This is a genomic window from Streptomyces sp. NPDC005878, assembly GCF_040629815.1.
Classification (GTDB): Bacteria; Actinomycetota; Actinomycetes; order Streptomycetales; family Streptomycetaceae; genus Streptomyces.
The window spans coordinates 130,382-157,071 of record NZ_JBEXWK010000007.1; the positions used below are offsets into that span (position 1 = coordinate 130,382).

The 26,690-nt window shown below is 71.4% G+C and carries 18 protein-coding genes and 1 tRNA gene; 8 read left to right on the forward strand and 11 right to left on the reverse strand.

Going from position 1 to position 26,690, the window contains the following annotated elements; all coding sequences use genetic code 11:
- The first annotated feature begins 89 nt into the window (after positions 1 to 89).
- The gene (locus tag ABZ404_RS14245) at positions 90 to 3,170 is read left to right on the forward strand and encodes an endo-alpha-N-acetylgalactosaminidase family protein (protein WP_358990430.1); all 3,081 of its coding nucleotides are present in this window, start codon (positions 90 to 92) and stop codon (positions 3,168 to 3,170) included.
- 57 nt (positions 3,171 to 3,227) lie between these two features.
- Here the strand turns inward: ABZ404_RS14245 and ABZ404_RS14250 are convergent, their stop codons facing one another.
- Together ABZ404_RS14250 and ABZ404_RS14255 are read right to left on the reverse strand one after the other, a co-directional pair.
- The gene (locus ABZ404_RS14250) at positions 3,228 to 3,644 is read right to left on the reverse strand and encodes an enediyne antibiotic chromoprotein (RefSeq protein ID WP_358836475.1); all 417 of its coding nucleotides are present in this window, start codon (positions 3,642 to 3,644) and stop codon (positions 3,228 to 3,230) included.
- Between the two features lie 59 nt (positions 3,645 to 3,703).
- Entirely contained in the window at positions 3,704 to 5,467 is a 1,764-nt protein-coding gene (locus tag ABZ404_RS14255) for a beta-galactosidase (RefSeq protein ID WP_358836476.1), read from the reverse strand.
- 119 nt (positions 5,468 to 5,586) lie between these two features.
- On the opposite strand from ABZ404_RS14255, the gene ABZ404_RS14260 reads away from it, so the two are divergent.
- The 5 genes from ABZ404_RS14260 to ABZ404_RS14280 all read left to right on the forward strand — a co-directional run bounded on the left by ABZ404_RS14260 (position 5,587) and on the right by ABZ404_RS14280 (position 12,458).
- Positions 5,587 to 6,474: an AraC family transcriptional regulator gene (locus ABZ404_RS14260; RefSeq protein WP_358836477.1), complete on the forward strand. Its 888-nt coding sequence runs from the start codon at positions 5,587 to 5,589 to the stop codon at positions 6,472 to 6,474.
- 11 nt (positions 6,475 to 6,485) lie between these two features.
- Positions 6,486 to 6,788, forward strand: a complete 303-nt coding sequence (locus ABZ404_RS14265) for a chorismate mutase (RefSeq protein ID WP_358836478.1) — start codon at positions 6,486 to 6,488, stop codon at positions 6,786 to 6,788.
- An 87-nt stretch (positions 6,789 to 6,875) separates the two neighbouring features.
- Complete coding sequence (gene pepN / locus ABZ404_RS14270; RefSeq protein ID WP_358836479.1) at positions 6,876 to 9,362, forward strand: aminopeptidase N; 2,487 nt, start codon at positions 6,876 to 6,878, stop codon at positions 9,360 to 9,362.
- A 322-nt stretch (positions 9,363 to 9,684) separates the two neighbouring features.
- Positions 9,685 to 11,049 carry an aminotransferase class V-fold PLP-dependent enzyme gene (locus tag ABZ404_RS14275; protein WP_358990433.1) on the forward strand — a complete coding sequence of 455 codons (1,365 nt, stop codon included), beginning with the start codon at positions 9,685 to 9,687 and terminating at the stop codon, positions 11,047 to 11,049.
- Entirely contained in the window at positions 11,046 to 12,458 is a 1,413-nt protein-coding gene (locus ABZ404_RS14280; RefSeq protein WP_358835150.1) for a SidA/IucD/PvdA family monooxygenase, read from the forward strand. The genes ABZ404_RS14275 and ABZ404_RS14280 overlap by 4 nt, the downstream gene beginning before the upstream one ends.
- Positions 12,459 to 12,482: 24 nt before the next feature.
- Here ABZ404_RS14280 and ABZ404_RS14285 read toward each other — a convergent pair whose 3' ends face one another.
- Entirely contained in the window at positions 12,483 to 14,288 is a 1,806-nt protein-coding gene (locus tag ABZ404_RS14285; RefSeq protein ID WP_358835149.1) for a 5'-nucleotidase C-terminal domain-containing protein, read from the reverse strand.
- A 177-nt stretch (positions 14,289 to 14,465) separates the two neighbouring features.
- Positions 14,466 to 16,631, reverse strand: a complete 2,166-nt coding sequence (locus tag ABZ404_RS14290; RefSeq protein ID WP_358835148.1) for an NPCBM/NEW2 domain-containing protein — start codon at positions 16,629 to 16,631, stop codon at positions 14,466 to 14,468.
- A 239-nt stretch (positions 16,632 to 16,870) separates the two neighbouring features.
- Between ABZ404_RS14290 and pyk the strand changes: the two genes are divergently transcribed.
- Positions 16,871 to 18,307 carry a pyruvate kinase gene (pyk, locus tag ABZ404_RS14295; RefSeq protein WP_358835147.1) on the forward strand — a complete coding sequence of 479 codons (1,437 nt, stop codon included), beginning with the start codon at positions 16,871 to 16,873 and terminating at the stop codon, positions 18,305 to 18,307.
- Positions 18,308 to 18,429: 122 nt separating this feature from the next.
- Here pyk and ABZ404_RS14300 read toward each other — a convergent pair.
- Positions 18,430 to 18,502: transfer RNA gene (locus tag ABZ404_RS14300), tRNA-Leu, on the reverse strand.
- Positions 18,503 to 18,604: 102 nt separating this feature from the next.
- Here ABZ404_RS14300 and ABZ404_RS14305 point away from each other — a divergent pair.
- Positions 18,605 to 19,255: a response regulator gene (locus ABZ404_RS14305; protein ID WP_358835146.1), complete on the forward strand. Its 651-nt coding sequence runs from the start codon at positions 18,605 to 18,607 to the stop codon at positions 19,253 to 19,255.
- 115 nt (positions 19,256 to 19,370) lie between these two features.
- Here the strand turns inward: ABZ404_RS14305 and ABZ404_RS14310 are convergent, their stop codons facing one another.
- The 6 genes from ABZ404_RS14310 to ABZ404_RS14335 form a co-directional block, all read right to left on the reverse strand.
- A complete protein-coding gene (locus ABZ404_RS14310; RefSeq protein WP_358835145.1) occupies positions 19,371 to 20,087 on the reverse strand; it encodes an ABC transporter ATP-binding protein in 717 nt (238 codons plus the stop codon).
- On the reverse strand, positions 20,084 to 21,121 hold the full coding sequence (locus ABZ404_RS14315) for an ABC transporter ATP-binding protein (RefSeq protein WP_358835144.1): 1,038 nt from the start codon (positions 21,119 to 21,121) through the stop codon (positions 20,084 to 20,086). Before ABZ404_RS14315 ends, ABZ404_RS14310 begins: the two co-directional genes overlap by 4 nt.
- Before the next feature lie 5 nt (positions 21,122 to 21,126).
- Positions 21,127 to 22,914, reverse strand: a complete 1,788-nt coding sequence (locus ABZ404_RS14320; protein ID WP_358835143.1) for a branched-chain amino acid ABC transporter permease — start codon at positions 22,912 to 22,914, stop codon at positions 21,127 to 21,129.
- Positions 22,915 to 22,919: 5 nt separating this feature from the next.
- On the reverse strand, positions 22,920 to 23,852 hold the full coding sequence (locus ABZ404_RS14325) for a branched-chain amino acid ABC transporter permease (protein ID WP_358835142.1): 933 nt from the start codon (positions 23,850 to 23,852) through the stop codon (positions 22,920 to 22,922).
- Between the two features lie 208 nt (positions 23,853 to 24,060).
- The gene (locus ABZ404_RS14330) at positions 24,061 to 25,287 is read right to left on the reverse strand and encodes a branched-chain amino acid ABC transporter substrate-binding protein (protein ID WP_358835141.1); all 1,227 of its coding nucleotides are present in this window, start codon (positions 25,285 to 25,287) and stop codon (positions 24,061 to 24,063) included.
- Between the two features lie 521 nt (positions 25,288 to 25,808).
- Positions 25,809 to 26,237 carry a hypothetical protein gene (locus ABZ404_RS14335; RefSeq protein WP_358835140.1) on the reverse strand — a complete coding sequence of 143 codons (429 nt, stop codon included), beginning with the start codon at positions 26,235 to 26,237 and terminating at the stop codon, positions 25,809 to 25,811.
- Between the last annotated feature and the right edge of the window lie 453 nt (positions 26,238 to 26,690).

A 26,690-nucleotide genomic window follows, 5' to 3' on the forward strand; every position in this document is an offset into this window, starting at 1 on the left:
ACCCCGCCCATTTGTCCATGGGCGCACCCCACCCGCCCAGCCCATCGTGACCTGGCACGAGACACCCCGTCGCAACCCAGGAGGCTGTCGTGAACGCCGAAGAGACACGCGGACCGAAGCGGAGGACCGTGGTCGCGGCCACCGCGCTCGCCGGGGCGGGGGCCGCGCTCGGCGCGCCCGGCACCGCCCGCGCGGCGGCGACCGGCGAGGGCGTCATCCGCTCGCCCCACCTGGAGGTGAGGGTCGACACCGCCTTCCCGCGCGTCATCGCGTACACCCACCGCCCCACTGGCGCGAAGCTCTACGGGCAGCGGGACCCCGTCACGACCGTGCTGGTCGACGGCGTGGCCCACACACCCGCCGTCACCGCGCGCACGGCCCGCGACCACGTCGCGTACACCCTCGCCTTCGGCGGCACGGGCACCCGCGTCGACGTGGAGATCCGCGTCGACGCCGACCGCGTCCACTGGCGCGTCACCCGAATCCACGACACCCCCGCCCTGCGCGTCGGCACCCTGCGGCTCCCCGGCCTCGCCCTGCTCTCCGTACGCGGTGACCAGCCGGGCGCGACCCTCTACGCCGCCCGGATCCAGCTGGACAAGGCCAAGAGCGGCGACACGCTCGTCCGGGTCACCGCGGACACCGCACCGGACGCGGCACCCGTCGGCTGCGCCTACGCCGTCGTCGCGCACGACACGCTCGGCGGCGCCGTCGAGACCAACACCGTCTACGACAAGCCCGACAGCGCGGCGGGGACCACCTGGGAGAACGGGCGGCTGTGGCGCCAGACCGTACGGCGGGACGGTGACGTCGAGGCGCGGCTCGTCCCGGGCGAGTGGACGCACCGGGCCGCCACCGCCGCCGTGGACGACACCGAGCCCCTGCCGTACGCCACCGTGATCATCACCGGGGACCGGGGCGGCGACGGCACCGTCGACTGGCAGGACGCGGCCATCGCCTTCCGCGACATCATGGCCGATCCGCTCGGCGCGGACGAGCAGCACCTGCGGGTCGTCCCGCACATCCCCTTCAACTTCGCCTCACAGGCGACCAACCCGTTCCTCGCCACCCTCGACAACGTCAAGCGGATCTCGCTCGCCACCGACGGCCTGCGCCAGTACACGCTCCTCAAGGGCTACCAGTCCGAGGGCCACGACTCGGCCCACCCCGACTACGCGGGCAACTACAACGAGCGCGCCGGCGGTCTCGACGACCTCAATCGCCTCGTCCGCGAGGGGAAGAAGTGGAACAGCGACTTCGCCGTCCACGTCAACGCCACCGAGTCCTACCCCGTCGCCCACGCCTTCTCCGAGACCCTGGTCGACAAGACGAACGAGCAGTGGGACTGGCTCGACCAGTCCTACCGCATCGACCAGCGCCGCGACCTGGTCTCCGGCGACATCGCACGGCGGTTCGCCGCCCTGCGCCGCGACACGGACCCGGCACTGAACGCCCTGTACATCGACGTGTTCCGGGAGTCCGGCTGGACCTCCGACCGCCTCCAGCGCGAACTGCGCGCCCAGGGCTGGCTGGTGGCCTCCGAGTGGGGCCACGGCCTGGAGCGCTCCTCGCTCTGGTCGCACTGGGCCAACGAGACCGACTACGGCGGCGACACCTCGCGCGGGATCAACTCCCGGCTGATCCGGTTCATCCGCCACCACCAGAAGGACGTCTTCGCCGACAAGTGGCCGACCCTGCTCGGCCACGCCCGGATGGGCACCTTCGAGGGATGGGTCGGCAAGACCGACTGGACGGCGTTCCACGAGCTGATCTGGACGCACTCGCTGCCCGCCAAGTACCTCCAGGCGTATCCGATCCGGCGCTGGGAAGAGCACGAGATCACCTTCTTCGGGCCCGGCGCCACCGCGGTCTCCGACGCCGACGGCACCCGCCGGATCACCACGGACGGGCGTGTGGTGTACGAGGGCGGGACCTATCTGCTGCCCTGGGAGCCGCGCCGCGCGACCGACCCGGCCAAGCTCTACCACTACCACCCGGCGGGCGGCACGACCCGCTGGCGGCTGCCGCGCGGCTGGTCCGGAGCCCGTACCGTCGTCCTGTACCGGCTCACCGACCAGGGCCGCGCCGACGCGCGCGAGCTGCCGGTCCGCTCCGGCACGGTCACCATCGAAGGCGCGGCGGCCGGGCAGCCCTATGTCGTCCTGCGCGAACGGGCCCGTGCCCGCGACCCGCGCTGGGGCCAGGGCACCGGGCTGTACGACCCGGGCTTCCACTCCGGCTCCCTGGAGGGCTGGACGGTCAGCGGCCCGGCTTCCGTCCGGCGCAGCGCGCTCGGCGATTACGAGCTGGTGATCGGCGCGGGCGCGGCGGCCTCGGCCGGTCAGCGGGCGGCCCGCCTCGCGCCCGGCACCTACGCGGCCTCCGTACAGGTCGAGGTGGGCGAGCGGGCGGGGGAGCGGCGGGTGGCCGCGCTGGAGGTGCGCACCGCCGACGGGGTGACCGCCCGCACCTGGACGGCGACCTCCACGGCCGTCAACTTCGTCGCCGCCGACCGCAAGCACGGCACCCGCTTCCAGCGGATGTTCACCCCCTTCACGGTCCCCGAGGGCGGCGGCCCGGTCGAGCTGCGCCTGTGCGCCGACGCGGGGGAGGCCCGGGTGCGGTTCGACAACGTCCGGATCGTGCCCGCCCGGCCCACCGCGAAGGAGGGCGCGCTGGTGTACGAGGACTTCGAGAACGTGCCGCAGGGCTGGGGCGTCTTCGTCAAGGGCGACGCGGGCGGCGCCACCGACCCGCGCACCCACATCGCGCAGCGGCACGCCCCGTACACCCAGCGGGGCTGGAACGGGAAGGCGATCGACGACGTGCTGGACGGCGGCCAGTCGCTCAAGTCACGCGGCGAGAACGAGGGCCTGGTCTACCGGACCGTGCCGTTCACCGTCCGTTTCCTCCCCAGTAAGCGCTACCGCGTGATCTTCCGTTACGCGTGCGAGAAGGCCGGGCAGTACGCGTGGGTCACGGCCGTCGACGAGGGCTCCGGCACGCGCGAGCTGAGCCGTGAGGTGTTCGGCGAGGCGACCGCTCCGGCCGTCCTCGACTACGAGTTCACCGCCCCCGCGAGCGGCGAGGCGTGGGTCGGGCTGCGCAGGACCGGGGACGACGGGACGGCGGAGTTCACGCTGGACGCGTTCGAGGTGCGGGAGGTGTAGCCGGACGGGACGAGAGGCTGCCCCGCCCCGGAGAAGGGAGGCGGGGCAGCGGCCGGCTCAGCCGAAGGAGATGGTCTGGACGGTGTTGCCGGTGGTCTGCTCCCAGGCCGTGATGTTGCACTGCGCGGCGGCGCAGTCCACGGGGACGTCCTGGCCGGTGGACCAGTCCTTGGCGGTGAAGGCCTTCCGCACGTCGAGGGTCACCGCTATGGCGCCGTCGGCGTCGGCGGTGAGGTACTTGACGTCGTGGGAACAGACGGTGGCGGAGGCGCACTCGCCGACGTTCACGGCGGCGCCGGGCGTGTAACCGGAAGCGGTCACCGAGACGGTCTGGCCGTCGGAGAGCCCCGTGTTCGGGGTCACCGAGATCGTGGTCGCGGCGGACGCGGGAGTGGCGAGCAGCAGGGTGGCTGCCACGGCGGCTCCAGAGGCGGCCAACTTGGCGATGCGGGATCGGCTGATGAGATCCTTCATGTCAACCTCAAAGGGTGCGTCGGAAAGGGAGAACGCGCTTTCTTGGGCGCTCTTCGAGGCTAATGGAAAGTCACTTCCGGACCCGTCGCGTCCTCAACCTCGACCTCCCACACCCATACCTCGTTGGCCAGATCCCGCAGCACCGCGCCGGGGACGTAAAGGGACCGCTGCGGTCCGGTATTCCAGTAACGCCCGACGTTGACGCCGTTCACCCAGACGAAACCCCGCACCAGGCCGCTCAGTTCCAGGCGCGCGTCCCCCCGGTCCGGGGCGTCGAAGGTGCCCCGAAACAGTCCCCGCCCGGCGTCCGCAGTTGAACGGAATGGCAGCCGCCGCATCAGCGCCGGGTCCGCGAACGCCTCCTCGAAGGCGTCGAGCCGCAGGCCACGCGCGCGCACACCGTGCAGGAACTGGCGTTCGTGCAGCACCCCGCCGGTGATCCCCTTCGGCTCACCGAGCGTCGGCCCGTAGTTGACCCGCCCCAGCGACTCCACCCACAGCTCGACCTCGGCGGGCCCCGCCACCGGCTCCGCCGGCACCGCGTCCTCCTCGGTGAGCACCCCGGCCCGCACCCCGTCCACGTACACGACCGCCCGGTCGCGCAGCCCCAGCACCCGCAGCGGATACGGCTGCCGAGGCCCGGGCACCTCGAACCGGTAGCGCACCACCCCCCGGTCCACGTCCAGCTCCTCGAACGTCGGCGGCACCGCGTACACCTCCTCCGCCGTCCCCAGCGCCTCCAGGACATCCTCGGCCGCCACCCACTCCGTCAGCGCCGCCGTGACCGGGGCGCCCAGCCGCGCGGGCGCGGGCGGCGGCTCGGGCAGCGGGCCGGGGGCGTACTCGGCGAGCACCTCGCGGAACGCCCAGAACTTCGGCGTCGGGCGGCCGTACTCGTCGACGGGCGCGTCGTAGTCGTAGGAGGTGACGTCCGGGCGCAGCGTGCCCAGGTGCTCCCCACCGTCCCGGTTGGCGCCCGCCCACCCGGCGAAGCTGGTGCCGCCGTGCGCCATGTAGAGGTTGACGGAGGCGCCGCACTCCAGGATCTCGCGCAGCACCCCGGCCGCCTCCCCGGCGTCCCGCAGCACCGGTTCCGCGCCCCAGTGCGCGAACCAGCCGCACCAGAACTCCATGCACATCAGCGGCCCCCCGGGCCGGTGGCGGCGCAGCACCCCGAAGCCCTCGCGGGCACCCGAGCCGAAGTTGACGGTGGCGAGCAGCCCGGGGACGCAGCCGCCGCTCAGCATGTGGTCCTCGGGCCCGTCGGAGGTGAACAGGGGGACGGTCACGCCCAGTTCGCCCAGCAGGTCCGCGAGCGCCCGCAGATACACCCGGTCCGTGCCGTAGCTGCCGTACTCGTTCTCCACCTGCACCATGAGCACCGGGCCACCCCGGTCGGCCTGCCGGGCCACGACCTGCGGCAGCAGCGCACCGAACCAGCGCTCCACATGCCCGAGGTACTCCCCGTCCCGGGTGCGCGCCCGCCGCCCCAGCGCCCCCGTCAGCCAGTGCGGCAGCCCGCCGTTGTCCCACTCGGCGCAGATGTACGGTCCTGGGCGCACGATCGCCCACAGCCCGGCCGCGCGCGCCGCGTCCAGGAACCGGCCGAGCGCCCCCGGGTCCCGGAAGCGGCCCGGGGCCGGCTCGTGCAGGTTCCACGGCACGTACGTCTCGACGCAGTTCAGCCCCATCGCCCGCAGCATCGCCAGCCGGTGGCCCCACTGCGACTCGTGCACCCGGAAGTAGTGCAGCGCCCCCGACAGCAGCCGCACCGGCCGCCCGTCCAGCAGGAAGTCCTTCTCACCCACGGTGAAGTCAGCCATCGGCCCGCCCGTCTCTCGTTCCGCCCCCGCCACCCTCACCCCTGGCGCGGGCCCCGGTCCATGGACAAAGATCGGCGCTGATTGGACGCAAAGAGGTGACGGGAGGCGGCGGGGGCGGCATGTACCACACCTGGATGCGCTACTTCACGCCGAGCCAGGTCCACCACCGGCTCGGCCTTGTCTGCCTCGGCGTCGGGATGCAGCACGGCGCCCTGCCCAGCGTCGGACCGCGCACCCTGGACCACCACGTGGCCGTGGTCATCGGCGCGGGCGGCGGCTGGTTCGAGGGTCCGGACGGGCGGCGGGTCACCGTCACCGCGCCCGCGCTGCTCTGGCTCACCCCGGGCGTCCCCCACCACTACGGACCCGACCCGGCCACCGGCTGGGACGAGTCGTTCGTCGACTTCGCCGGACCCGCCACCGCCACCTACACCGAGCTCGGCTACATCGAGCCCGACCGGCCCGTCGTCCCGCTCGCCGACACCGCGGGCGCCCGCGCCGCCGTCGGCCGGATCGCCCGGGCGGCCCGCCGGGGCAACCCGCTCCTGGAGGTCGAGACGGCCGCCGCCGTCCACGAACTCCTCGTCGCCCTGCGCCGCGCCCGCGCCGACCTGGCGCCCGACGGCGACCCCGTCCTCCAGGCGCTCGCCCGCGACGCCTTCCAGCCGCTGTCGGTGGCCGAGCACGCCGCCCGGCACGGGATGACCCCCGCCGAGCTGCGCACGGCGGTGCGCCGGGGCGCGGGGTGCAGCCCCAAGGACTATCTGCTCGGCATCCGCCTCGGCCGGGCCAAGGAGCTGCTCGCCGCCACCGAGCTGCCGGTCGCCGCCGTGGCCCGCCGGGTGGGCTACGACGACCCCGCGTACTTCTCCCGCCTGTTCACCCGGCGTGTCGGCACCGCCCCCGTCCGCTTCCGTGAGCAGCAGGGACGGGCCGTCCCCGGCGGCTGGAGCGAGAGGATCCCGGATCCTGAACACCCTCCGACGATCCCCGGCCCGGCCACGTAAGCTCGACGACCATGACCACGATCGACCCCTCCGTGCAGGCGGAACTCGCCCGGCTCCGGGACAGCATCGACAACATCGACGCGGCCGTCGTCCACATGCTCGCCGAGCGCTTCAAATGCACCCAGCAGGTCGGCCACCTCAAGGCCGAGCACAAGCTGCCGCCGGCCGACCCCGCGCGCGAGGCCCAGCAGATCGACCGGCTGCGCCGCCTCGCGGAGAACGCCAAGCTGGACCCGGCCTTCGCCGAGAAGCTCCTGAACTTCATCATCGCGGAGGTGATCAGGCACCACGAGACGATCGCCAAGTCCTCGTGAGCCGCGGCGCACCCGCACGGCGCGTGCGCTGAGAGCGCAACACCATCCCGATGTGCCGACCGGGGCACATCGGGCAGCATGGCCTCCATGTCCGTACTGACGCGCGACGAAGCGCAGACCCGTGCCCGGCTCCTCGACGTCCAGCGGTACGAGATCGCCCTCGATCTCACCACCGGCGAGGAGACCTTCGACTCCCACACCGTCATCCACTTCACCACGCGCGCGGCCGGAGACACCTTCGTCGAGGTCAAGCCGGCCACCCTGCGCTCGGTCACCCTCGACGGGGAGCCGCTGGACCCCGCCGCACTCGCCGGGAACCGCCTCGCGCTCACCGGCCTCGCCGAGGGCCCGCACGAGCTGCGCGTCGAGGCGGAGATGACGTACTCGCACACCGGCGAGGGGCTGCACCGCTTCACCGACCCGGCCGACGGCGAGACCTACCTCTACACCCAGCTCTTCATGGAGGACGTGCAGCGCGTCTTCGCCGCCTTCGACCAGCCCGACCTCAAGGCCGTCTTCGACCTCACCGTCACCGCGCCCGAGAACTGGACCGTGCTCGCCAACGGCGTCACCGAGCACCAGGGCGGGGGCCGCTGGAAGGCCGCCACCACACCGCTGCTCTCCACCTACTTCGTGGCGCTCGCCGCGGGCCCCTGGCACTCGATCACCACCGAGCACGCCGGCCTGCCCTTCGGCCTGCACTGCCGCCGCTCGCTCGCCCCCCACCTCGACGCCGACGCCGAGGAGCTCTTCGAGATCACCCGGCAGTGCTTCGACCGCTACCACGAGAAGTTCGACGAGCCCTACCCGTTCGACTCCTACGACCAGGCCTTCGTGCCCGAGTTCAACGCGGGCGCCATGGAGAACCCGGGCCTGGTCACCTTCCGCGACGAGTTCGTCTACCGCTCCGCCGTCACCGACACCGAGCGCCAGACCCGCGCCATGGTCGTCGCGCACGAGATGGCCCACATGTGGTTCGGCGACCTGGTCACCCTGCGCTGGTGGGACGACATCTGGCTGAACGAGTCCTTCGCCGAGTACATGGGCTACCAGACGCTCACCGAGGCGACCCGCTTCACCGACACCTGGGTGGACTTCGGCATCGTCCGCAAGGCCTGGGGCTACGACGCCGACCAGCGCCCCTCCACCCACCCCGTCGCCCCCGACCCGGACGCCGTGCCCGACACCGCCTCCGCGATGCTCAACTTCGACGGCATCTCCTACGCCAAGGGCGCCTCCGCGCTGCGCCAGCTGGTGGCCTGGATGGGCGAGAAGGACTTCCTCGCGGGCATCAACACCCACTTCCAGCGGCACAAGTTCGGCAACGCCACCCTCGCCGACTTCATCGACAACCTGGCCTCCGCCACCGACCGCGACGTCCACGCCTGGGCGGAGAAGTGGCTGCGCACCACGGGCGTGGACACCCTCACGCCGGTGGTCGGCGAGGCCGAGGGCTCCTGGACGCTCGCCGTCGAGCAGGACGGGGACCGCCCGCACCGGATCGCGGTCGGCGCCTACGACACCGACCCCGCCAGGCCCGGGCGCCTCGTCCTGCGCGAGCGCTTCGAGATCGACGTCCCCGGCACGCCCCTCACCCGGCCCGGTGCCCGCCCCGCGCTCGTGCTCCTCAACGACGGCGACCTCTCCTACGCCAAGGTGCGCCTGGACACCGAGTCCTGGGAGACCGCCCTGCGCTCCCTGTCCGGGCTGCCCGACCCCCTCGGCCGCGCCGTCGTCTGGAACGCCGCCCGCGACATGGTCCGCGACGGCCAGCTGGCGCCCGCCGCCTATCTGGAGGCCGCCCGCGCCCACCTCCCGTACGAGTCGGACCTCGCCGTCGTCCAGGGCGTCCTCGGCTTCGCCCGCGCCCAGGTCGCCGACCGCTACCTCGCGGACAGCGCCCGCCCCGCCGCCCTCACCCTGCTCGGCGACCTCACCCGGGACCTGCTGCGCCGCACCGAGGACGGCGACAACCCGGGCCTGCGCCTCATCGCCGTACGCCACTTCATCGACTGCGCCGCCCAGCCCCACACCATCCAGGAGTGGCTGGCCGACGGCAGCGTGCCCGGCGGCCCCGAGCTCGACCCGGAGCTGCGCTGGCGCGTCCTGACCCGCCTCGCGGTCCTGGGCGCGGTCTCCGAGGCGGAGATCGACGCCGAGCTGGCCCGCGACCACAGCGCCACCGGCGAGGAGGGCGCGGCCCGCTGCCGCGCCGCGCTGCCCGACCCGTCGGCCAAGACGGCCGCGTGGGCCGCGATGTTCGAGGGGGACACCCTCTCCAACTACCTGTTCACCGCCACCGCCCAGGGCTTCTGGCAGCCTGAACAGGCCGATCTCGTACGGGAGTACGTGGCGGCCTTCTACGTGGACGCCGTCCCGCTGGCCGCCCGGCGCGGCCCCGCGATCGCGGAGGCCGCCGGCCGCTACGCCTTCCCGCAGTTCGCGGTCGACGAGGAGGCGGTGGCCCTGGGCGAGGCGTGCCTGTCCCGCGACGACCTCCTGCCGGCGCTGCGCCGCAAGCTGACCGACCAGGTCGACGACCTGCGCCGGGCCCTGGCGGTCCGGAACGCGTGAGGGGGCCGGTCCGGCGGTGGCACGGGGCGAGGCGTGCCTGTCCCGCGACGACCTCCTGCCGGCGCTGCGCCGCAAGTCCGTAACGCGTGACGGGGGAGGTCCAGGGGTTGGTCCTGGGCGAGGCGTGCCCGCCCGGGGCCCGACCGGGGAGGTCCGGTGACGGGGGTGGCGTGCTCATACCAGCGCGCCACCCCCCGGCACCCCGCCTCCGGGGGCCAAGTACCACTTTCGGGTTGAGATCGCCCCGCGCGGCGGTCCGACCGCGCCGGGACGCCGCACGCTGGGGGAGCCGTCGTTCGCGTACCCGAAGGACTCCCCCCGCATGCACACCCCGCCCCTCGCCGGCGGCCCCACCGGCCCCGCCGCCCTGCGCCCCCTCGTCGCCGTCGTCCTCGACGCGCTGGGCGAGGGCGCGGTGGCCCGGGGCGGCCCGCTGCCGCACGGCGGCCCCGAAGCCGTGGCCGTCCGGGTCCGGGCCGCCGTCGGGGAGGTGTTCCCGGCCCACGGCACCGGCGCCGAAGAGGCGCTGACCACCCTGGTCAGGGCCTTGGCCGAAGGCGCGGCCGACCCCGCCGACCCGCGCTGCGCGGCCCATCTGCACACCCCGCCGCTGGCCCTCGCGGCCGCCGCCGACCTCGCCGCCTGCGCCCTCAACCCGTCCCTGGACTCCTGGGACCAGGCCCCCGCCGCCGCCGAGCTCGAAGCCCTCGTCACCCGGGAGCTGGCCGCCGCGTTCTGGCCCGGCGGCGACGCGCTGGTCACCAGCGGCGGCACCGAGTCCAACCAGCTCGCCCTGCTGCTGGCCCGCGAACGGCACGGCGCCGTCCAGGTTGTCCAGGGTGCCAACGCCCACCACTCGCTCGCCCGCGCCGCCTGGCTGCTCGGCCTGCCCGAACCCGTCACCGTCCCCGCGCCCTCCGGCACCCTCGACCTCGCCGCCCTCGACGACGCCCTCACCGATCTGCACCGGCCCCTGCTCGTCACGGCCACCGCCGGCACCACCGACACCGGAGCCGTCGACCCGCTCCCCGAGATCGCCGCCCTGTGCGCCCGGCACGGCGCCGAGCTGCACGTCGACGCCGCGTACGGCGGGCCGCTGATCTTCAGCGACACCCACCGCGCCCTGCTGAACGGTCTGGAGCACGCCCACTCAGTCACCCTCGACCTGCACAAACTCGGCTGGCAGCCGGTCGCCGCGGGGCTCCTCGCGGTCCCCGACCCGGCCCGCCTCGCCCCGCTCGCGCACACCGCCGACTACCTCAACGCCGAGGACGACACCGAGGCGGGCCTACCCGACCTCCTCGGACGCTCCCTGCGGACCACCCGCCGGCCCGACGTACTGAAGATCGCCGTCACCCTCCGCGCCCTCGGCCGCACCGGCATCGCCGCCCTCGTCGACCGCACGATCGAACGCGCGCGAACCCTCGCCGACCTCGTCGAGCAGGACCCCGGGCTCGACCTGTACGTGCGCCCCGCGATCTCCACCGTCCTGTTCCGCCCCGCGGGCGCCACCGACGACGAGGTCGCCGCGGTCCGGCGCGCCCTGCTCACCGAGGGCCGCGCCGTCCTCGGCCGGGCCCGCGCCGACGGGCGCCTGTGGCTCAAGGCCACCCTGCTCAACCCCCACACCACCACCGGCGACCTGGCACAGCTCCTCAAGACCGTGGAAGGCAGCACCCCGCGATGACCGCACCGTCACCCGCCCAAGACATCGACCGTCCGCACGACCTGGTGGGCATCGGAGTGGGCCCCTTCAACCTCTCGCTCGCCGCCCTCGCCCACGGCGTGCCCGGCGGGCTCTCCACCGCCTTCTACGAACAGCGCCGCGCCTTCCACTGGCACCCCGGCCTGCTCATCGAGGGCACCACCCTCCAAGTGCCGTTCCTGGCGGACCTGGTGACCCTCGCCGACCCGGCCAGCCCCTGGTCGTTCCTCAACTACCTGCGCCACCGCGAGCGGCTCTTCCCGTTCTACTTCGCCGAGCGCTTCCACATCCAGCGCACCGAGTACGACGCGTACTGCCGCTGGGTCAGCGAGAACCTCCCCGGACTGCACTTCGGGCACCAGGTGGACGCGGTCCGCTGGAACGCCGAACGGGAGGTGTTCGAGGTCGACTTCACCCAGCTCGACGCCCACGGCCAGGCCGAGGCGCTGGGCCGCGCCTTCGCCCGCAACCTGGTGCTCGGCGTCGGCACCGAGCCGTACGTCCCCGAGGCGCTGAAGCCGCTCGCCGACGCCCCCGCCGTGCCGGTCATCCACTCGGCGGACTACCTGGACCACCGCGAGCGGTTCCTCGCCGCCGACCACGTCACCGTCGTCGGCTCCGGCCAGTCCGGCGCCGAGGTCTTCCTCGACCTGCTGCGTGCCCGCCCGCCGGGCCGCGAGGGCCTCACCTGGCTCGCCCGCACCGAGACCTTCGCGCCGATGGAGTACTCGAAGCTGGGCCTGGAGCACTTCACCCCCGACTACACCCGCTACTTCCACGCCCTGGCCGAGCCCGTCCGCGACGAGCTGCTGCCCCGCCAGTGGCAGCTCCACAAGGGCATCGACGCCGACACCATCGCCGCCATCCACGACGAGCTCTACCGCCGCACCCAGCACGGCGGCTGGCCCGACGCCACCCTCACCCCCGGGGTCAACGTCCGTACGGCGGGCCGGGTCGCCACCACCAAGGTCGAGCTGCACCTCGAACACGCCCAGCAGGGCGTGCGCTCCCGGCTGACCACCGACGCGGTGGTCCTCGCCACCGGCTACCGGGAGCGCCCCGTGGCCCGCATGCTGTCCGGGCTCGACCCCTACATGCGCCTGGACTCCTGCGAACGGCCGCGCGTAGACGCCGATTTCCGGCTGGTCCTGGACGGCTCGGTCACCGGAGCGGTCTACGTCCAGAACGCGGAGAAGCACACCCACGGCGTGGGCGCCCCCGACCTGGGCCTGGCGGCCTGGCGCAGCGCGGCGATCCTGAACACCCTGACGGGCAAGGAGCCCTACCCGCTCCCCGCCCGCACGGCGTTCACGACGTTCGGCCTCGCCAGGCCGGAGGAACCGCGCCCGGCCCCGAGGACCCCCGAGGGCCTGATCCCCCTGGAGGGCTGAGCCCGGGCGCGCCCGAAGGGCGGCCTAGAAGACGGCGACCCCGTCCCGGACCAGCTTCCAGTCCACGGAGGCGAACGCGGCGGGGTCCACGACGCCCTTGGCCTTCACCCACGCGATGATCGTGTTGCGGATCTCCTCGGAGTTCGCCCACACCTGCTTCGCCCCGGCGACGTGCGGGAAGTTGCCGCCGCCGTTGGCACGGTAGTTGTTGACCGCCAGCACGAACTGCGCGGCCGGGTCCAGCGGCTTGCCCTGGAAGGACAGGTTCACGATCCGCGAGCCGGCCGGCTGCGCGATGTCGATGTCGTACACCAGCCCCGACACCGCGTCGTAGTTGTAGTCCGGCGTGTTCTCCGCGTTCGTCAGCTTCGCCGGGTCCACCGGCGCCCCGGCCGGCGTCCGCACGTAGTACCGCGCCGAGAACTCCAGGTAGTCCTTGAGCTGCGCGCCCGTCAGCACCCGCGCCTCCAGCGTGTTCTCGAACGGGTACAGCCCGGCCGCGTCCTTGATGGTGACCTGGCCGGCCGGGATGACGGCCGTGCGCGAGAAGCAGGAGGCCTGCGACAGCACCGGCAGCGCCGCGTAGGCGCCGCCCGCGAGCGCCGCCTTCACCGTGTCCGTCTGGACCGCGTTGATCAGGTCGATGATCGGCTCGTCCTTCCAGGCCGCCTCGGCGGTGCTCATCGCCGCCTTCGACGTGCCGATGACCTGGTTGACGTAGGCCACGACCTTCCGGTGCTCGTCGGAGAGCAGCCGGACGATCTTCGGGTCCTCGACGGCGGTGCTGGAGTCGAGGACCTTCGCGCCCGCCTTCTCGACCGTCCAGCGGCCCTTCTCCCACACCAGGTCGAAGTCGAAGACGGTCAGCCGCTGACCCCACTTCAGCGGCTCGGAGAGCACGACCTCCTTGCCGGTCTCCTTGTTCGCCACCCGGTACTCGGGAATCTCCGTGTGCGCGTGCCCGACCAGGATCGCGTCGATCCCCGGCACCTGCTGGGCCACCAGCGCCGCCGCGTTCTCGATGTACGGCAGCTGGTCACCGTAGGAGGAGGTGCCGGAGGAGCCCGAGTGGGCGGCCACGACCACCACGTCCGCGCCCATCGACCGCAGCCTCGGCACCCACTTCGCGGCCTGCTCCTCCAGGCCCGGGAAGACCATCCTGCCGCTGACGTTGGCCTTGTCCCAGATGGCGATGCCGGGGTTGGTCAGCCCGAGGACCGCGACCTTCACGTCCCGCCCGTGCGGGGTGCACAGCCGCTTGATGACGTACGGCGGGAAGGCCGGCTTCAGGGTCTTCGCGTCCAGCGCGTTGGCGCCGAGCAGCGGGAAGTCGCACTGCTCCTCGAACGTGCGCAGCACCGGGATGCCGTAGTTGAACTCGTGGTTGCCGAGGGCGGCTGCGTGGTAGCCGATCGCGTTCATGGCCTGCGCCATCGGGTGGACCGGGCCGTGCTTGGCCGTGATCGGGTCGACCTTGGCGTAGTAGTACGACAGCTGGGTGCCCTGGATGGTGTCACCCGCGTCGATCATGAGGGTGTTGTGGCGGCCCTTCTCCTTGCGGACCTGCTCGACGAGCGTGGAGATCTTGGCGAGGCCGACGTCGTTGTGGGCCTTGTCGTCGAACTCCTTGTCGGTGAAGTAGTCCCAGTTGAAGACGTTGCCGTGCAGGTCGGTGGTGCCCATGACGCTGAACGAGTACCGCTTCGGCGTGTGGCCGTGCCCGTGCCCGCGCTCATGGGCCTCGGCGGGGGCGGCGACGCCCCCGGCTATGGCCGCACCGGCTCCGGCGGCGGCCGTGGTGCCCAGGAACGTCCTGCGGTTCAGCGGCATGTGATGCACTCCCTGACGAGGTGTTACGCGCGTAGACGTCCTCGACGCGCGTAGAAGGTCGAGAGGATTTTGGCGTAGAACCGGCCATCCGCAACACCCCTGGCGGGTTTCGATCGGATGACCACCGGAAAACACGCGGTCCCGGGCGGCCCTCGCCACCCGGAACCGCGCCCCCGCCTATCCGCAGGTCACCCGGGGACCCGCCCAGTCGGCGTGGTCGTAGTCGACGCCGTCACCGGCGTCGGTGACCACCAGCCGTACCTCCATGGCGCCCGTGACGTCCGCGCTCAGCGGCCGCGCCGCGTCCGCCGACGTCAGCTTCCCGCTGTCGGCGGCGAGCTTCCCGTCCCGCCAGATCTGGAACACCACCGACCCCTTGGTGGTGACCTCGTCGTCCACCCCCACCGCCGTGGTCAGCGAGGAGCAGCCCCCGCCCAGGTAGTACGCGACGGTGGAAGCCGCGTGGGTGCCGAGCCCCTTCGCGTACACCGTCCCGCCCACGGTGAGCGGCCGGCCGTCGCCCGCCGCCTGCTCGGCGTTGCTGCGGTCCTTCTCGACCGGCCCCCACCCGTTGGCGGCCGAGGACCAGGTCAGGTCGCCGAGGTCGTGCGTACCGGCCGAGGGGCCGCTGCCGCAGGCCAGCTTGGCGTCGGCCCAGTCGGCGTGGTCGTAGGCGGTGCCGTCACCGGCGTCGGTGACCACCAGCCGCAGCGCGGTACCGCCCCGCAGGTCGGCGCTCAGGTGTTTGGGTCCGTCGGCGGCGGTCCGCACCCCGCTGTCGGCGGCCAGCGTGCCGTCGCGCCAGATCTGGAACCGCACCGACCCCTGGCTCACCGACTCGTCGTCGACGCCCACGTCCACCCCGAGGGAGGTGCAGACGCCGCCCAGGTGGTACGTGATCTCACTGGGCGCGTGGGTGCCGAGGCCCTTGGCGTACGCCGTGCCGCCGATGGTCAGCGCGCGCCCGTCGCCCGCCGTCTGCTCGCCGTTGCTGCGGTCGCGCTCCACCGGGCCCCAGCCGCCCGTCGCCGAGGTCCAGGAGAGATCGCTCAGCTGGCTCAGGCCGGTCGGCGGCGGCACCGGACTGCCCGGCGTCACCCGGAACATGACCGTGCCGTGCGCGGGCACCGAGGCGCTGATGGCGCTGGTGGTGGTGCTGGTGGCCTTCGACCAGAGGTCTTTGAGCGCGTACGAGGACGCCCCGCCGATGCCGATCTCCCGCACCGTCGTGGAGATCGTCCTGGGGGAGGTGGTCTCGTTGGTGAGCGTGACCGAACGGCCGCCGTCGGCCAGCGGTTTCGCCATCACCACGAGCCCGCTGGAGCTGGAGACGACCGTGCCCTGGCGGCCCAGCGGGTCCTGGTCCACCGCGATCACGTCGGTGTTCTTGAGGATGGCGAGCGTCGAGGGGCTCGCGGTGCGCAGATCGCTGCCGATCAGCAGCGGCGCGGCCATCTGCGACCAGAGGCTGAAGTGGGTGCGGTACTCGGCGTCGCTCATCCCGCCGTTGCCGACCTCCAGCATGTCGGGGTCGTTCCAGGCGCCCGGACCGGCGTACGGCGCGAGCGGCTGGTTCTGGTGGGCGATGGAGATCATGCTCGACCAGGAGTCGCTGATGTCCCCGGTGGTCCGCCAGGAGTTGCCGATCTCCGGTGCCCAGGTCCAGGGCTGGTTGGAGCCCCATTCGCAGATGCTGTACAGGATGGGGCGGCCGGTGGAGCGGGTGGCGGCCGTCAGCGCGTCGCCCATCGCCCGGTAGCGCTGCCTGGCGTCGACACCGGCGTTGTTGCAGTTGTCGTACTTGAGGTAGTCGACGCCCCAGGAGGCCCACAGGTTCGCGTCCTGCTGCTCGTGGCCGAGACCGCCGGGGAAGCCCTGGCCGTCGCAGGTCTTGGTGCCCGCGCTGGAGTAGAGGCCGAACTTCAGGCCTTTGGCGTGCACATAGTCGGCCACGGCCTTGATCCCGTGCGGGAAGCGCACCGGGTCGGGGACGAGGTTGCCGCTCGCGTCCCGGTTCGGCAGGGCCCAGCAGTCGTCCAGGTTGACGTAGGTGTACCCGGCGTCCTTGAGGCCCTGCGAGACGAAGGTGTCGGCGATCCCCTTGACCATCGTCTCGTTGAACTCGGCGCGGCAGTGCGTGGAGTTCCAGTTGTTGAACCCCATCTGGGGGGTCCGGGCCAGCCCGTTGCCCACGGTCGCGGCGGAAGGCGCGGCGGCGGCGGGCGGAGCCCCCGTGGCGGCGAGGGCGACCAGGCCGCCCGCGAGGAGGGGCAGGGCGGCGAAGGCTGTGCCGGCCCGTTTGCCGACTGTTCTGAGCCTGGTGAGTCCTTTGAGCGATGACATGTGCGGCTCCGTCGAGGTAGGAACGCCAAATTCAACGAGCTCAAACGAAAACGCACATATTCCAGCGTTGAGATCTGAACATGTCAAGGGTTTGCGCCGGGCTCGGGACAAGGCGCCACCCGCTCATCGGAGCACCCCCGCGCACAATTCAACAGTTGTCAATAACCCTTCATGCAAAGGTTGTTGAGTAGTCATGCCGGACCAATTCTCTACCGGCCGGTAAGCCCTAGGCTCGAAGCATGCGCCGAGCAAAGATCGTCTGTACCCTGGGGCCCGCCACCGACACGTACGACCAGATCAAAGCACTGGTCGAGGCCGGAATGGACGTCGCCCGCTTCAACCTCAGCCACGGCACGTACGCGGACCACGAGGAGCGCTACCACCGCGTGCGCAAGGCCGCCGACGAGACGGGCCGCAGCGTGGGAGTGCTCGCCGACCTTCAAGGCCCGAAGATCCGCCTCGGACGTTTCCGCGAAGGTCCCGTACTGCTTGAACGCGGCGACGAGTTCACCATCACCGTGGAGAACATCGAGGGCGACCGCCAGACCTGCGGCACCACCTACTCCGGCCTCGCCGACGACGTCACCACCGGCGAGCGCATCCTCGTCGACGACGGCAAGGTCGCTCTGGAAGTCGTCGGCGTCGAAGGCCCGCGCGTACGCACCCGCGTCGTCGAGGGCGGCATGGTCTCCGACCACAAAGGGCTCAACCTCCCCGGCGTCGCCGTCTCCGTCCCCGCGCTCTCCGAGAAGGACGTCGAGGACCTGCGCTGGGCCCTGCGCACCGGCGCCGACGTCATCGCGCTCTCCTTCGTCCGCAGCGGCCGCGACATCGAGGACGTCCACCGCGTCATGGACGAGGAGGGCCGCCGCGTCCCCGTGATCGCCAAGATCGAGAAGCCGCAGGCCGTCGACAACATCGACGACATCGTGGCCGCCTTCGACGGAATCATGGTGGCGCGCGGCGACCTGGGCGTCGAGATGCCCCTGGAACAGGTCCCGATCGTCCAGAAGCGAGCCATCAAGCTCGCCAAGCGGAACGCCAAGCCGGTCATCGTCGCCACCCAGATGCTCGACTCGATGATCGACAACTCCCGCCCCACCAGGGCCGAGGCCAGCGACGTCGCCAACGCCGTCATCGACGGCACGGACGCGGTGATGCTCTCCGGCGAGACGAGCGTCGGCAAGTACCCGGTGGAGACCGTCCGCACCATGAGCCGCATCGTGGAGGCGGCCGAGGAGGACGTCCTCGCCAAGGGACTGCCCCCGCTCACCGAACGCAGCAAGCCCCGCACCCAGGGCGGCGCGGTGGCCCGCGCGGCGGCCGAGATGGGCGACTTCCTGAACGCCAAGTACCTCGTCGCCTTCACCCAGTCCGGCGACACGGTCAAGCGCCTCTCCCGCTACCGCTCCCCGATCCCGCTGCTCGCCTTCACCCCCGACCCCGCCACCCGCTCCCAGCTCAACCTCACCTGGGGCGTGGAGGCCTTCCTCGGGCCGCACGTGGAGTCGACGGACGCGATGGTGGCGCAGGTCGACGAACAACTCCTGAAGATCGGCCGCTGCCGGCGCGGAGACATCGTGGTCATCACGGCGGGCTCCCCGCCCGGCGTCGCGGGCTCCACGAACCTGGTCCGCGTCCACCACATCGGCGAGGACGACAGCCCCACGGGCTGAATCGCACTGCGGCGGGAACGGAGGCCGGGCCGGAGGGGGGACCACCCGAGGGCCCGGCTTCGAAGGGCGGGCGCCGACGGGGCCGACCTCAACGGTGCGTGACCATGGATTCGCACGAAAAGTACCCCGGGTCGGATTCGAACCGACGCTGGATGGTGTTTGAGACCATTGCCTCTACCGCTGGGCTACCGGGGCATCCTTGGAACCAAAGGTAGGCGGCTACCCGCCGTGACCACACCTTACCGCAGCTGGGTACGCTCTTGGGAAGCAGTGCCTGCCCCGCAACAAGGAGCCCCCGTGACCGCCCCCGAGTCGCCCCAGCCCGTCGCCGACGACGACCAGTCGCACGTCCCGCCGCTGACGACCCGCGTCGTCATCGCCGAGGACGAGGCCCTCATCCGCCTCGATCTCAAAGAGATGCTCGAAGAAGAGGGCTACGCGGTCGTCGGAGAGGCCGGGGACGGGCAGAAGGCCGTCGAGCTCGCCCGGGAGCACCGCCCCGACCTGGTCATCCTCGATGTGAAGATGCCCGTCCTGGACGGCATCTCGGCGGCCGAGCAGATCGCCAAGGAGTCCATCGCCCCGGTCCTGATGCTCACCGCGTTCTCCCAGCGCGACCTGGTGGAGCGGGCGCGGGACGCCGGTGCGATGGCGTACCTCGTGAAGCCGTTCTCCAAGAGCGACGTCGTGCCCGCGATCGAGATGGCGGTCTCCCGCTTCACCGAGCTGAAGGCGCTGGAGCAGGAGGTCGCGGACCTCTCGCAGCGCCTGGAGACGCGCAAGCTGGTCGACCGCGCGAAGTCGATCCTCCAGACGCAGTACGGGCTGACCGAGCCCGCCGCGTTCCGCTGGATCCAGAAGACGTCGATGGACCGGCGCCTGTCGATGCAGCAGGTGGCGGAGGCGGTCATCGAGGACGCGGAGGAGAAGAAGGCGGCGAAGGGGTAGGCGCGGCCCGGTTTTTGTCTGCGGTGATCCGTGGCTGGTCGCGCGGTTCCCCGCGCCCCTCAACGCGTACGGGCCGCGCCACTCTTCGTGGCGCGGCCCGTACACGTAACCGTCGCTAGTCCTCGCCGAGGTACGTCTTGCGGACGTTCTCGTCGTGGAGGAGGTCCTGCCCGGAGCCGGAGAGCTTGATCTCGCCGACTTCCATCACATGGGCGTGGTCCGCCAGGGACAGCGCGGCCTGGGCGTTCTGCTCGACGAGCAGGATCGTGGTGCCCTGGGCCTTGAGCTCGACGATGGTCTCCATGATCTTCTGCATCATGATCGGGGAGAGGCCCATCGACGGCTCGTCCAGCATCAGCAGCTTGGGCTGGGACATCAGGGCCCGGCCCATGGCGAGCATCTGCTGCTCGCCGCCGGACAGCGTGCCGGCCGCCTGCTTGCGCCGCTCGCCCAGAATGGGGAACAGCTCGTAGGCCCGCTGGATGTCCTTCTCGATGCCTTCCTTGTCGTTCCGCAGGAACGCTCCGAGCTGGAGGTTCTCGGCGATGGAAAGCCTCGGGAAGATGTGCCGGCCCTCGGGGGAGTGGGCCAGCCCCAGCGACACGATCTTGTGCGCGGGGATGTTGGCCAGCGGCTTCCCGTCGAAGGTGATCCGTCCGCCGGAGGGCTTGAGCAGGCCCGACAGGGTCCGCAGGGTCGTGGTCTTGCCGGCGCCGTTGGTGCCGATGAGCGTGACGACCTGGCCCGCCTCGACGCTGAAGGAGATCCCCTTGACGGCCTCGATCTTGCCGTAGGCGACGCGGAGGTCCTCGACTTCCAGAAGAGCGGTCACTGGGAGTCTCCTTCGGTGCGGGTCTTTCGTGGAGCGTCGGCGTCGGCGTCCCTGCCGGCGTCGGCCTCGGCCTCGGCCGGTGCGGTGCCGGACTCGGCCGCGTCGGACTCGGCCTCGGCCGGAGCCGCAGGGGCCTCCGCCGGGGCCTCCGCGAGGGTCTTCGCGGGGGCCGGGGCCTCGGCGGAACCCGCCGCCGCGGCAGCCGCCGCCTCCACCTCCGCGACCTCCTCGTCCCCGGGCGCCCCCTCGAACGGGGTGCCGAGGTACGCCGCGATGACGCGCTCGTCGCCCTGCACCACGTCGGACGTGCCCTCGACGAGCTTCTCGCCCTGGAGCAGCACCGTCACGCGGTCGCACAGGTTGAAGATGAAGCGCATGTCGTGCTCGATGACGAGGACGGCGATGCCCATGTCCCGGATGGCGAAGACCAGTTCCTCGGTGGCCCGGGTCTCCTGCGGGTTCATACCGGCGGTCGGCTCGTCCAGGAGCAGCAGCCCCGGCTCGCTCGCCAGCGCCCGGGCGATCTCCAGCTTGCGCTGCTCGCCGTAGGGCAGATTGCGGGCGAGGTGGTCCGCCTTGTGCGCCAGGCCGATGAACTCCAGGAGTTCCATGGCCCGCTCGCGGGACTTGGCCTCGGCCTTCTTGAAGCCGGGGCCGCGCAGCAGGGCGGACCAGAGGCCCTCCTTGGTGCGGGTGTGGCGGCCGACGAGCACGTTCTCCAGAACGGTCATGTTGGCGAAGAGCCGGATGTTCTGGAAGGTGCGCGCGATACCGGCCTGGGTGACCAGGTGCGGCTTGGGCGGCAGCACGGTGCCCTTGTACGAGACCTTGCCCTCGGTGGGGACGTAGAGCCCGGTGAGGCAGTTGAAGAAGGTGGTCTTGCCGGCGCCGTTGGGGCCGATGAGACCGACGATCTCGCCGCTGTTGACGGTGAGGTCGACATTGCGTACGGCGGTCAGCCCGCCGAACCGCATGGTGACACCGGACGCCTGGAGCACCGGGCTGGGGGCGGTGGTGATGGTCTGTGCGGTCATCGTGGTTACGCCTCCGCCTTGGTGACGCCGACGGTGGTGTCCGGAAGGCCCTTTTCGGGGACGTCCAGCTGGCCGGTCTCGTGGAATTCGAGCTGGCGGCGCCGGTTGGCGACGATGCCCTCGGGGCGGAACCGCATCAGCAGGATGAGGGCGACACCGAAGCCGAAGAGCTCGTACTCCTTGAGGAAGCTGAGCTTCTCGGGGAGGAGGTAGAGCATCGAGGCGCCGAGCAGCGGGCCGCTGACCGTGCCCATGCCGCCGAGGACGACGGCCGCGAGCAGGAAGGCCGAGTTGGGCGGGGCCGCGCCGGCGAACTGGAACGGGGTGGGCACCACGCTGTAGTTGACGTGGGCGAAGACCGTGCCCGCGAGACCCGCGAGGGAGGCGCCCAGGGCGAAGGCGATGAGCTTGACCCGGAAGCCGTTGATGCCCATGGCGGTGGCGGCGGTCTCGTCCTCGCGGATGGCGATCCAGGAGCGGCCGATACGGGAGTTCGCCGCGCGGTTGAAGACGAGCACGATGAGGGCCGTGATCAGCAGCATCAGGAACAGGTAGTTGCCGAAGCGCCCGATGGTGCGTCCGGCGATGTCGTGCGCGGCGCCCAGGTTGAACCCGAAGATCTCCAGGTCGGGAATCTGGGAGATGCCGTTGGGGCCATTGGTGAGGTTGGGACCGGAGTGGCCGTCGAGGTTGTTGACCGTGATCCGGAAGATCTCTCCGAAGCCGAGGGTGACGATGGCCAGATAGTCGCCGCGCAGCCGCAGTGTCGGTGCGCCGATGATCACGCCGAAGACGAGTGACGCTCCCATACCGATCAGCGCGGCGGCCCAGAAGGGGACCTGCACCCCGGAGAAGCGGGAGAACTCGGAGCCGGAGACCAGGGCGGCGGCATAGGCGCCGACGCCGAGGAAGGCCACGTACCCGAGGTCGAGCAGACCGGTGAGGCCGACGACGATGTTGAGGCCGAGGGCGACGGTGCCGAAGATGAGGATGTTGGCGCCGAGGTTGGCGTTGTGGTCCTCGCTCTGGGTGAAGGGGAAGATCACGGCCGCGAGGAAGACCGCGGTGGTGGCGAATCCCTTGTGCCGGGCGTTGAGTTCGGTGAACCGGTCGAAGAGGCCCGCGGCGAACAGCGCCATGGAGGCGAACAGGACCAGGAGCAGCAGACCGATGAAGGTCTCGCTCTCCTCGTCGTCGATGCCGATGCCGTACGTGAAGACGACCAGGCCGAGGGCGGTGGCCAGCGAGATGATCAGCCGCTGGACCCAGCTGGGCACCGGCGCGGCGGCCGGGATGCGGTCGGGCTTGGCGATGTGGTCGCGCAGCGAGCGGCCCGGACGGGGCAGCGCGAGCGCGCCGACGACCGGCAGCAGGGAGGCGACGGCCGCGACGAACGCGCCCGGCTCCAGGTTGGCGAGGCCGCCGAGGTCGTACGCGATGGCGATCGCGGTGTACCAGACGACGGCGAACGCGGAGACCGCGGCGAGCAGCACCGGGTTGTTGGTGCGGCCGGGGTTGACCCAGCCCAGGCCCCGCACCCCGTAGCCCGCGAGGGCGTAGAGCAGGGTGAGCGCGCCGGCGATCAGGGTGAGGGTCTGGAGGCCGGCCGGGTAGCCGGTGACGGTGAGGTCGCCGGGGAACTCGGAGGTCCAGGTCCAGGCGAGGAAGGTCGAGGCGATGGTGGCGACGGCGCCGACCGCGACGAGCAGCCGGGCGGCGGACGCGGGCAGCGGGAGGATGCCGCGCGGCTCGGCCGCGGGGGCGGCCGTGCTGGTGGTGGTGCTGGTGGTCATGTGGATCACGCCCTGTCCGCGACGCGTTCGCCCACCAGGCCTTGTGGCCTGAAGAGCAGGACGAGGATGAGGAGGACGAACGCCCAGACGTTGGCCCAGCCGGAGCCGCCGAGCTGCTGCATCCCGGGGACGTCGGAGATGTAGGCGCTGGCCATGGTCTCGGCGAGGCCCAGGACCACGCCGCCGATCATGGCGCCGTAGATGTTGCCGATGCCGCCGAGGACCGCGGCGGTGAACGCCTTGAGGCCGGCCTGGAAGCCCATCTCGTACTTGATGGAGCCGTACTTCAGGCCCCAGGCGACACCCGCGACGGCGGCGAAGATGCCACCGATGGCGAACGCGATCATGATGATGCGGTTGGTGTCGATGCCCATGAGCTGGGCGGTGTCCGGGTCCTGCGCGGTGGCCTGCATGGCGCGGCCGGTGCGCGAGGAGCGGACGAAGAGCGCGAGCGCCGCCATGCAGAGCGGGGCCGCGGTGATCAGGAAGATGTCACCGGAACCGAAGGTGATCGAGCCGACGTGGAACGGTCCGCCCGGGAGCTGCGGGAACGGTTCGTCGTTCTTGGCCTTCGGGTACCAGTTGAAGACCGCCTGCTGGAGCGCGAGCGAGAGGCCGATCGCGGTGATCAGTGGCGCCAGGCGTGGCGCGCCGCGCAGGGGCCGGTAGGCGAAGCGTTCCGCCCCCAGGGCGATGAGCACGGAGACGAGTGCGCCGCCGATGAGCATCAGGGGGAGGGCTATCCACATGGATATGCCGTCGGGCAGCACGTAGAGGTAGACCGTGAGTCCGCCGAAGGCGCCGGTCATGAAGATCTCGCCGTGGGCGAAGTTGATGAGCTGGACGATGCCGTACACCATCGTGTAGCCGATGGCGATCAGCCCGTACATCGAGCCGAGGAGCAGCCCGTTGGCCAGCTGTTGCGGCAGGGTGTGCACCGCATGGCCTCCATGTGGATGGGGAGTGAGTGCGAGGGAGTAGACGTCGGGCCGCGCGGTAGACGGTTGTCGTGGCCGCGCGGCCCTGTTGTCGTGCGGGTGGTGCGGTGGTGCTGTGGAGCGGTGATGCGGGTGGAACCGGTGCAGCGGGTGGAGCAGGTGGTGCGGGTGGAGCAGGTGGTGCGGGTCGTACAGGAGCGGGCTGGGATCAGCCGGCGTTGTACGTGCCGCTCTTCACGGCCTTCCACTTGCCGTCCGTGACCTGGTAGACGGTCAGCTGCTTGTTGGTGGTGTCACCGAACTCGTCGAACGAGACCTTGCCGGCGATGCCCTCGAAGTTGGTCTTCTGGACCTCGGCGACGACCTGCTGGCGGGCGTCGGCCGGGACCTTGCCGTCCTTCACCACGTTGCCGATGGCCTTGATGATCGCGGTGGCCGCGTCGTACGAGTAGCCGCCGTAGGTGCCGTAGTCGCCCGGGTACTTCTTGTCCTTGTACTTCTGGATGAAGTCCTTGGCGGCCTGGAGGGTGTCGACCGGGACACCGACCGAGGTGGCGAGGTCGCCCTCGCCCGCCTTGCCGGCGGTGGTGATGAAGGTGTCGCTGTAGATGCCGTCACCGCCGAAGAGCGGGATCTTCGCGCCGGAGTCCTTGAGCTGCTTGGTGACGATCTGCGCCTCGTCGTACTGGCCGCCGTAGTAGACCAGGTCCGCCCCCGAGTTCTTGATCTTGGTGACGAGGGTGGCGAAGTCCTTGTCGCCCACGTTGACGTGGTCCTCGCCCGCGACCTTGCCGCCGGCCTTGGTGAAGCCCTGCTTGAAGAGGGCGGCCAGGCCTGCACCGTAGGTCTGCTTGTCGTCGACGACGAAGACGTTCTTCTTCTTCATCGTGTTGACCGCGTAGTCCGCCGCGAAGCCGCCCTGGATGGCGTCGGTGGTGGCGGTACGGAAGTAGGTCTTGAACGGGCGGGTCTTGTTCCCGGCCGCCCAGTCCTTGCCCTGGGTCAGGGTGGGGTTGGTGTTCGAGGGGGAGATCTCGACGAGGTTGGCGTTGGCGAAGACCTGCTGCATCGTCTGGGCGACGCCCGAGTTCAGCGGGCCGACCACACCGAGGACGTCCTTGTTGGCGACGAGGGCCGTGGCGTTCTGCTGGCCGGTCGGCGGCAGCGCCTTGTCGTCCAGCGCCTTGACCGCGAATTTCACGCCCGGGACCAGGTTCTTGGCGTTGGCGTCGTCGACGGCTATCTGCACGCCGTACTGGATGCCGAGGCCGGTGGCCGAGTTCTGGCCGGTGAGCGGGGCGTCGACACCGATGACCACGGTCGTCGTCTTGCCGCCGCCCTCGTCGTCCTTCTTGTCGCGCGAACCGCACGCGGTGAGGGTGAGAGCCCCCGTGGTGAGCACGGTGGTGAGTATGAGCAAGGAACGGTGTCGCACGATATGTCCTCTCCCTGGCGCGACGCCTCCGCTGAGGCGCCGTGTGACTCGCCGGGCCGTACTGGGGGTGGTACAGGGGCCGTGCAGCAGACGCGCCCGGCGGCGCGGTGACTGGCCGTGACTCTAGGCGCAGGTGGCGGAGTCGGGGACCAGGGAAGGTCAGGATGTGACTTTCTTGTTATGACGAGCGGACACGCCGAGGGGAACTCTGTGGACAGATGGGGGCATTGGTGCGCCCGAAGAACGCCCACATACTGAGAATTCCCAGTTCCGCTAAGGGGCTTGAGCGGATCTTGCTACTGACAGGGGGTTTGTCGGGGGTACCCGCCCCACCTGCGGCGTTGTCCCTGTCGCGGATTTTCGTAATGATCTTGTGAATGCGGTCCGGAAGCGCGGATCCCGTTCATCCCTTTCGCCCGAGTTACGGAGCGTTACGATCGGGAGTGGCCGGAAGAGCGGTGTGGCCCCGTCCCGGACGCGACACGGACTGGATGCGGACCGGGCGCGGACCGGGCGCGGCGCTAGTGGCGACCACCCCCCATCGCCCCGTGACGCACGGTGCACTCCTCCCGCGCCCGGCGGTCCACCAGCCGCAGCGCGGCCCCGGTGCCGTGCGCGCGCTGCTCGTCCCGGGCCGCGGCGACGATCCGCTCATGGATCGCGTGCTGGTCGATCGAGAACCCCTTCTGCTCCCAGTCCAGCCCCGACCAGCGGTTGTTCTGGATCACGGCCCGGGCCCAGTAGCCGACCAGCTGCCGGCAGTCCTCTTCGGGGGTGCTGGTGGTGGGGGCGGGGACGGCTGTGACGACAGTGGCGCGCGATCCCTCAGAGGAACACCCGACGACCCCGCCACCGACGAGAAGCACCCCGGCGGCGCACACACCGACCCCGAACCGGAGCGGAATGTACCGCCGCGCGACGGGGTGTCCGATTCCCGATGGGCTCACCATGACGGGAACGGTAGGGGGTCACGATCGGTGACACAACTGGGGTGCGGGGGGAGGGGGTTGGGTTTTTTGAGTGGGTCGCGCCGATGGCCGCCGACGGGGGTTCGTCTGCGGGCGGGTGCGGGGGTGTCGGGGCTTGCTGTTCGTCTGCGGGCCGGTGGGCGGCTGCCCGCGCAGTTCCCCGCGCCCCTCGGCGGCCGGGGGGGGGCTGTTCGTCTGCGGGCCGGTGGTGGGTCACCCGCGCAGTTCCCCGCGCCCGTGCTGAGCCGGACTTTGTCTGTGGGCGGGTGTGTGCGTGGAGGCCCGGGGGGGGGGGCTTGCTGTTCGTCTGCGGGCCGGTGGGTGGCTGGTCGCGCAGTTCCCCGCGCCCCTGGGGGGCCGGGGGTGCGCTGTCCGTCTGCGGGCCCGTGGGTGGTTGCGCGCGCAGTTCCCCGCGCCCCTGGGGGTCGGGGGTGT

Excerpts from the sequence above, each read along its gene's own strand:
- ABZ404_RS14290 (WP_358835148.1), bottom strand. The coding sequence starts at position 16,631 with ATGTCATCGCTCAAAGGACTCACCAGGCTCAGAACAGTCGGCAAACGG.
- ABZ404_RS14275 (WP_358990433.1), top strand. The coding sequence starts at position 9,685 with ATGCACACCCCGCCCCTCGCCGGCGGCCCCACCGGCCCCGCCGCCCTG.
- ABZ404_RS14320 (WP_358835143.1), bottom strand. The coding sequence starts at position 22,914 with ATGACCACCAGCACCACCACCAGCACGGCCGCCCCCGCGGCCGAGCCG.
- ABZ404_RS14250 (WP_358836475.1), bottom strand. The coding sequence starts at position 3,644 with ATGAAGGATCTCATCAGCCGATCCCGCATCGCCAAGTTGGCCGCCTCT.
- ABZ404_RS14280 (WP_358835150.1), top strand. The coding sequence starts at position 11,046 with ATGACCGCACCGTCACCCGCCCAAGACATCGACCGTCCGCACGACCTG.
- ABZ404_RS14260 (WP_358836477.1), top strand. The coding sequence starts at position 5,587 with ATGTACCACACCTGGATGCGCTACTTCACGCCGAGCCAGGTCCACCAC.
- ABZ404_RS14265 (WP_358836478.1), top strand. The coding sequence starts at position 6,486 with ATGACCACGATCGACCCCTCCGTGCAGGCGGAACTCGCCCGGCTCCGG.
- ABZ404_RS14255 (WP_358836476.1), bottom strand. The coding sequence starts at position 5,467 with ATGGCTGACTTCACCGTGGGTGAGAAGGACTTCCTGCTGGACGGGCGG.
- pepN (WP_358836479.1), top strand. The coding sequence starts at position 6,876 with ATGTCCGTACTGACGCGCGACGAAGCGCAGACCCGTGCCCGGCTCCTC.
- ABZ404_RS14335 (WP_358835140.1), bottom strand. The coding sequence starts at position 26,237 with ATGGTGAGCCCATCGGGAATCGGACACCCCGTCGCGCGGCGGTACATT.
- ABZ404_RS14315 (WP_358835144.1), bottom strand. The coding sequence starts at position 21,121 with ATGACCGCACAGACCATCACCACCGCCCCCAGCCCGGTGCTCCAGGCG.
- ABZ404_RS14285 (WP_358835149.1), bottom strand. The coding sequence starts at position 14,288 with ATGCCGCTGAACCGCAGGACGTTCCTGGGCACCACGGCCGCCGCCGGA.
- pyk (WP_358835147.1), top strand. The coding sequence starts at position 16,871 with ATGCGCCGAGCAAAGATCGTCTGTACCCTGGGGCCCGCCACCGACACG.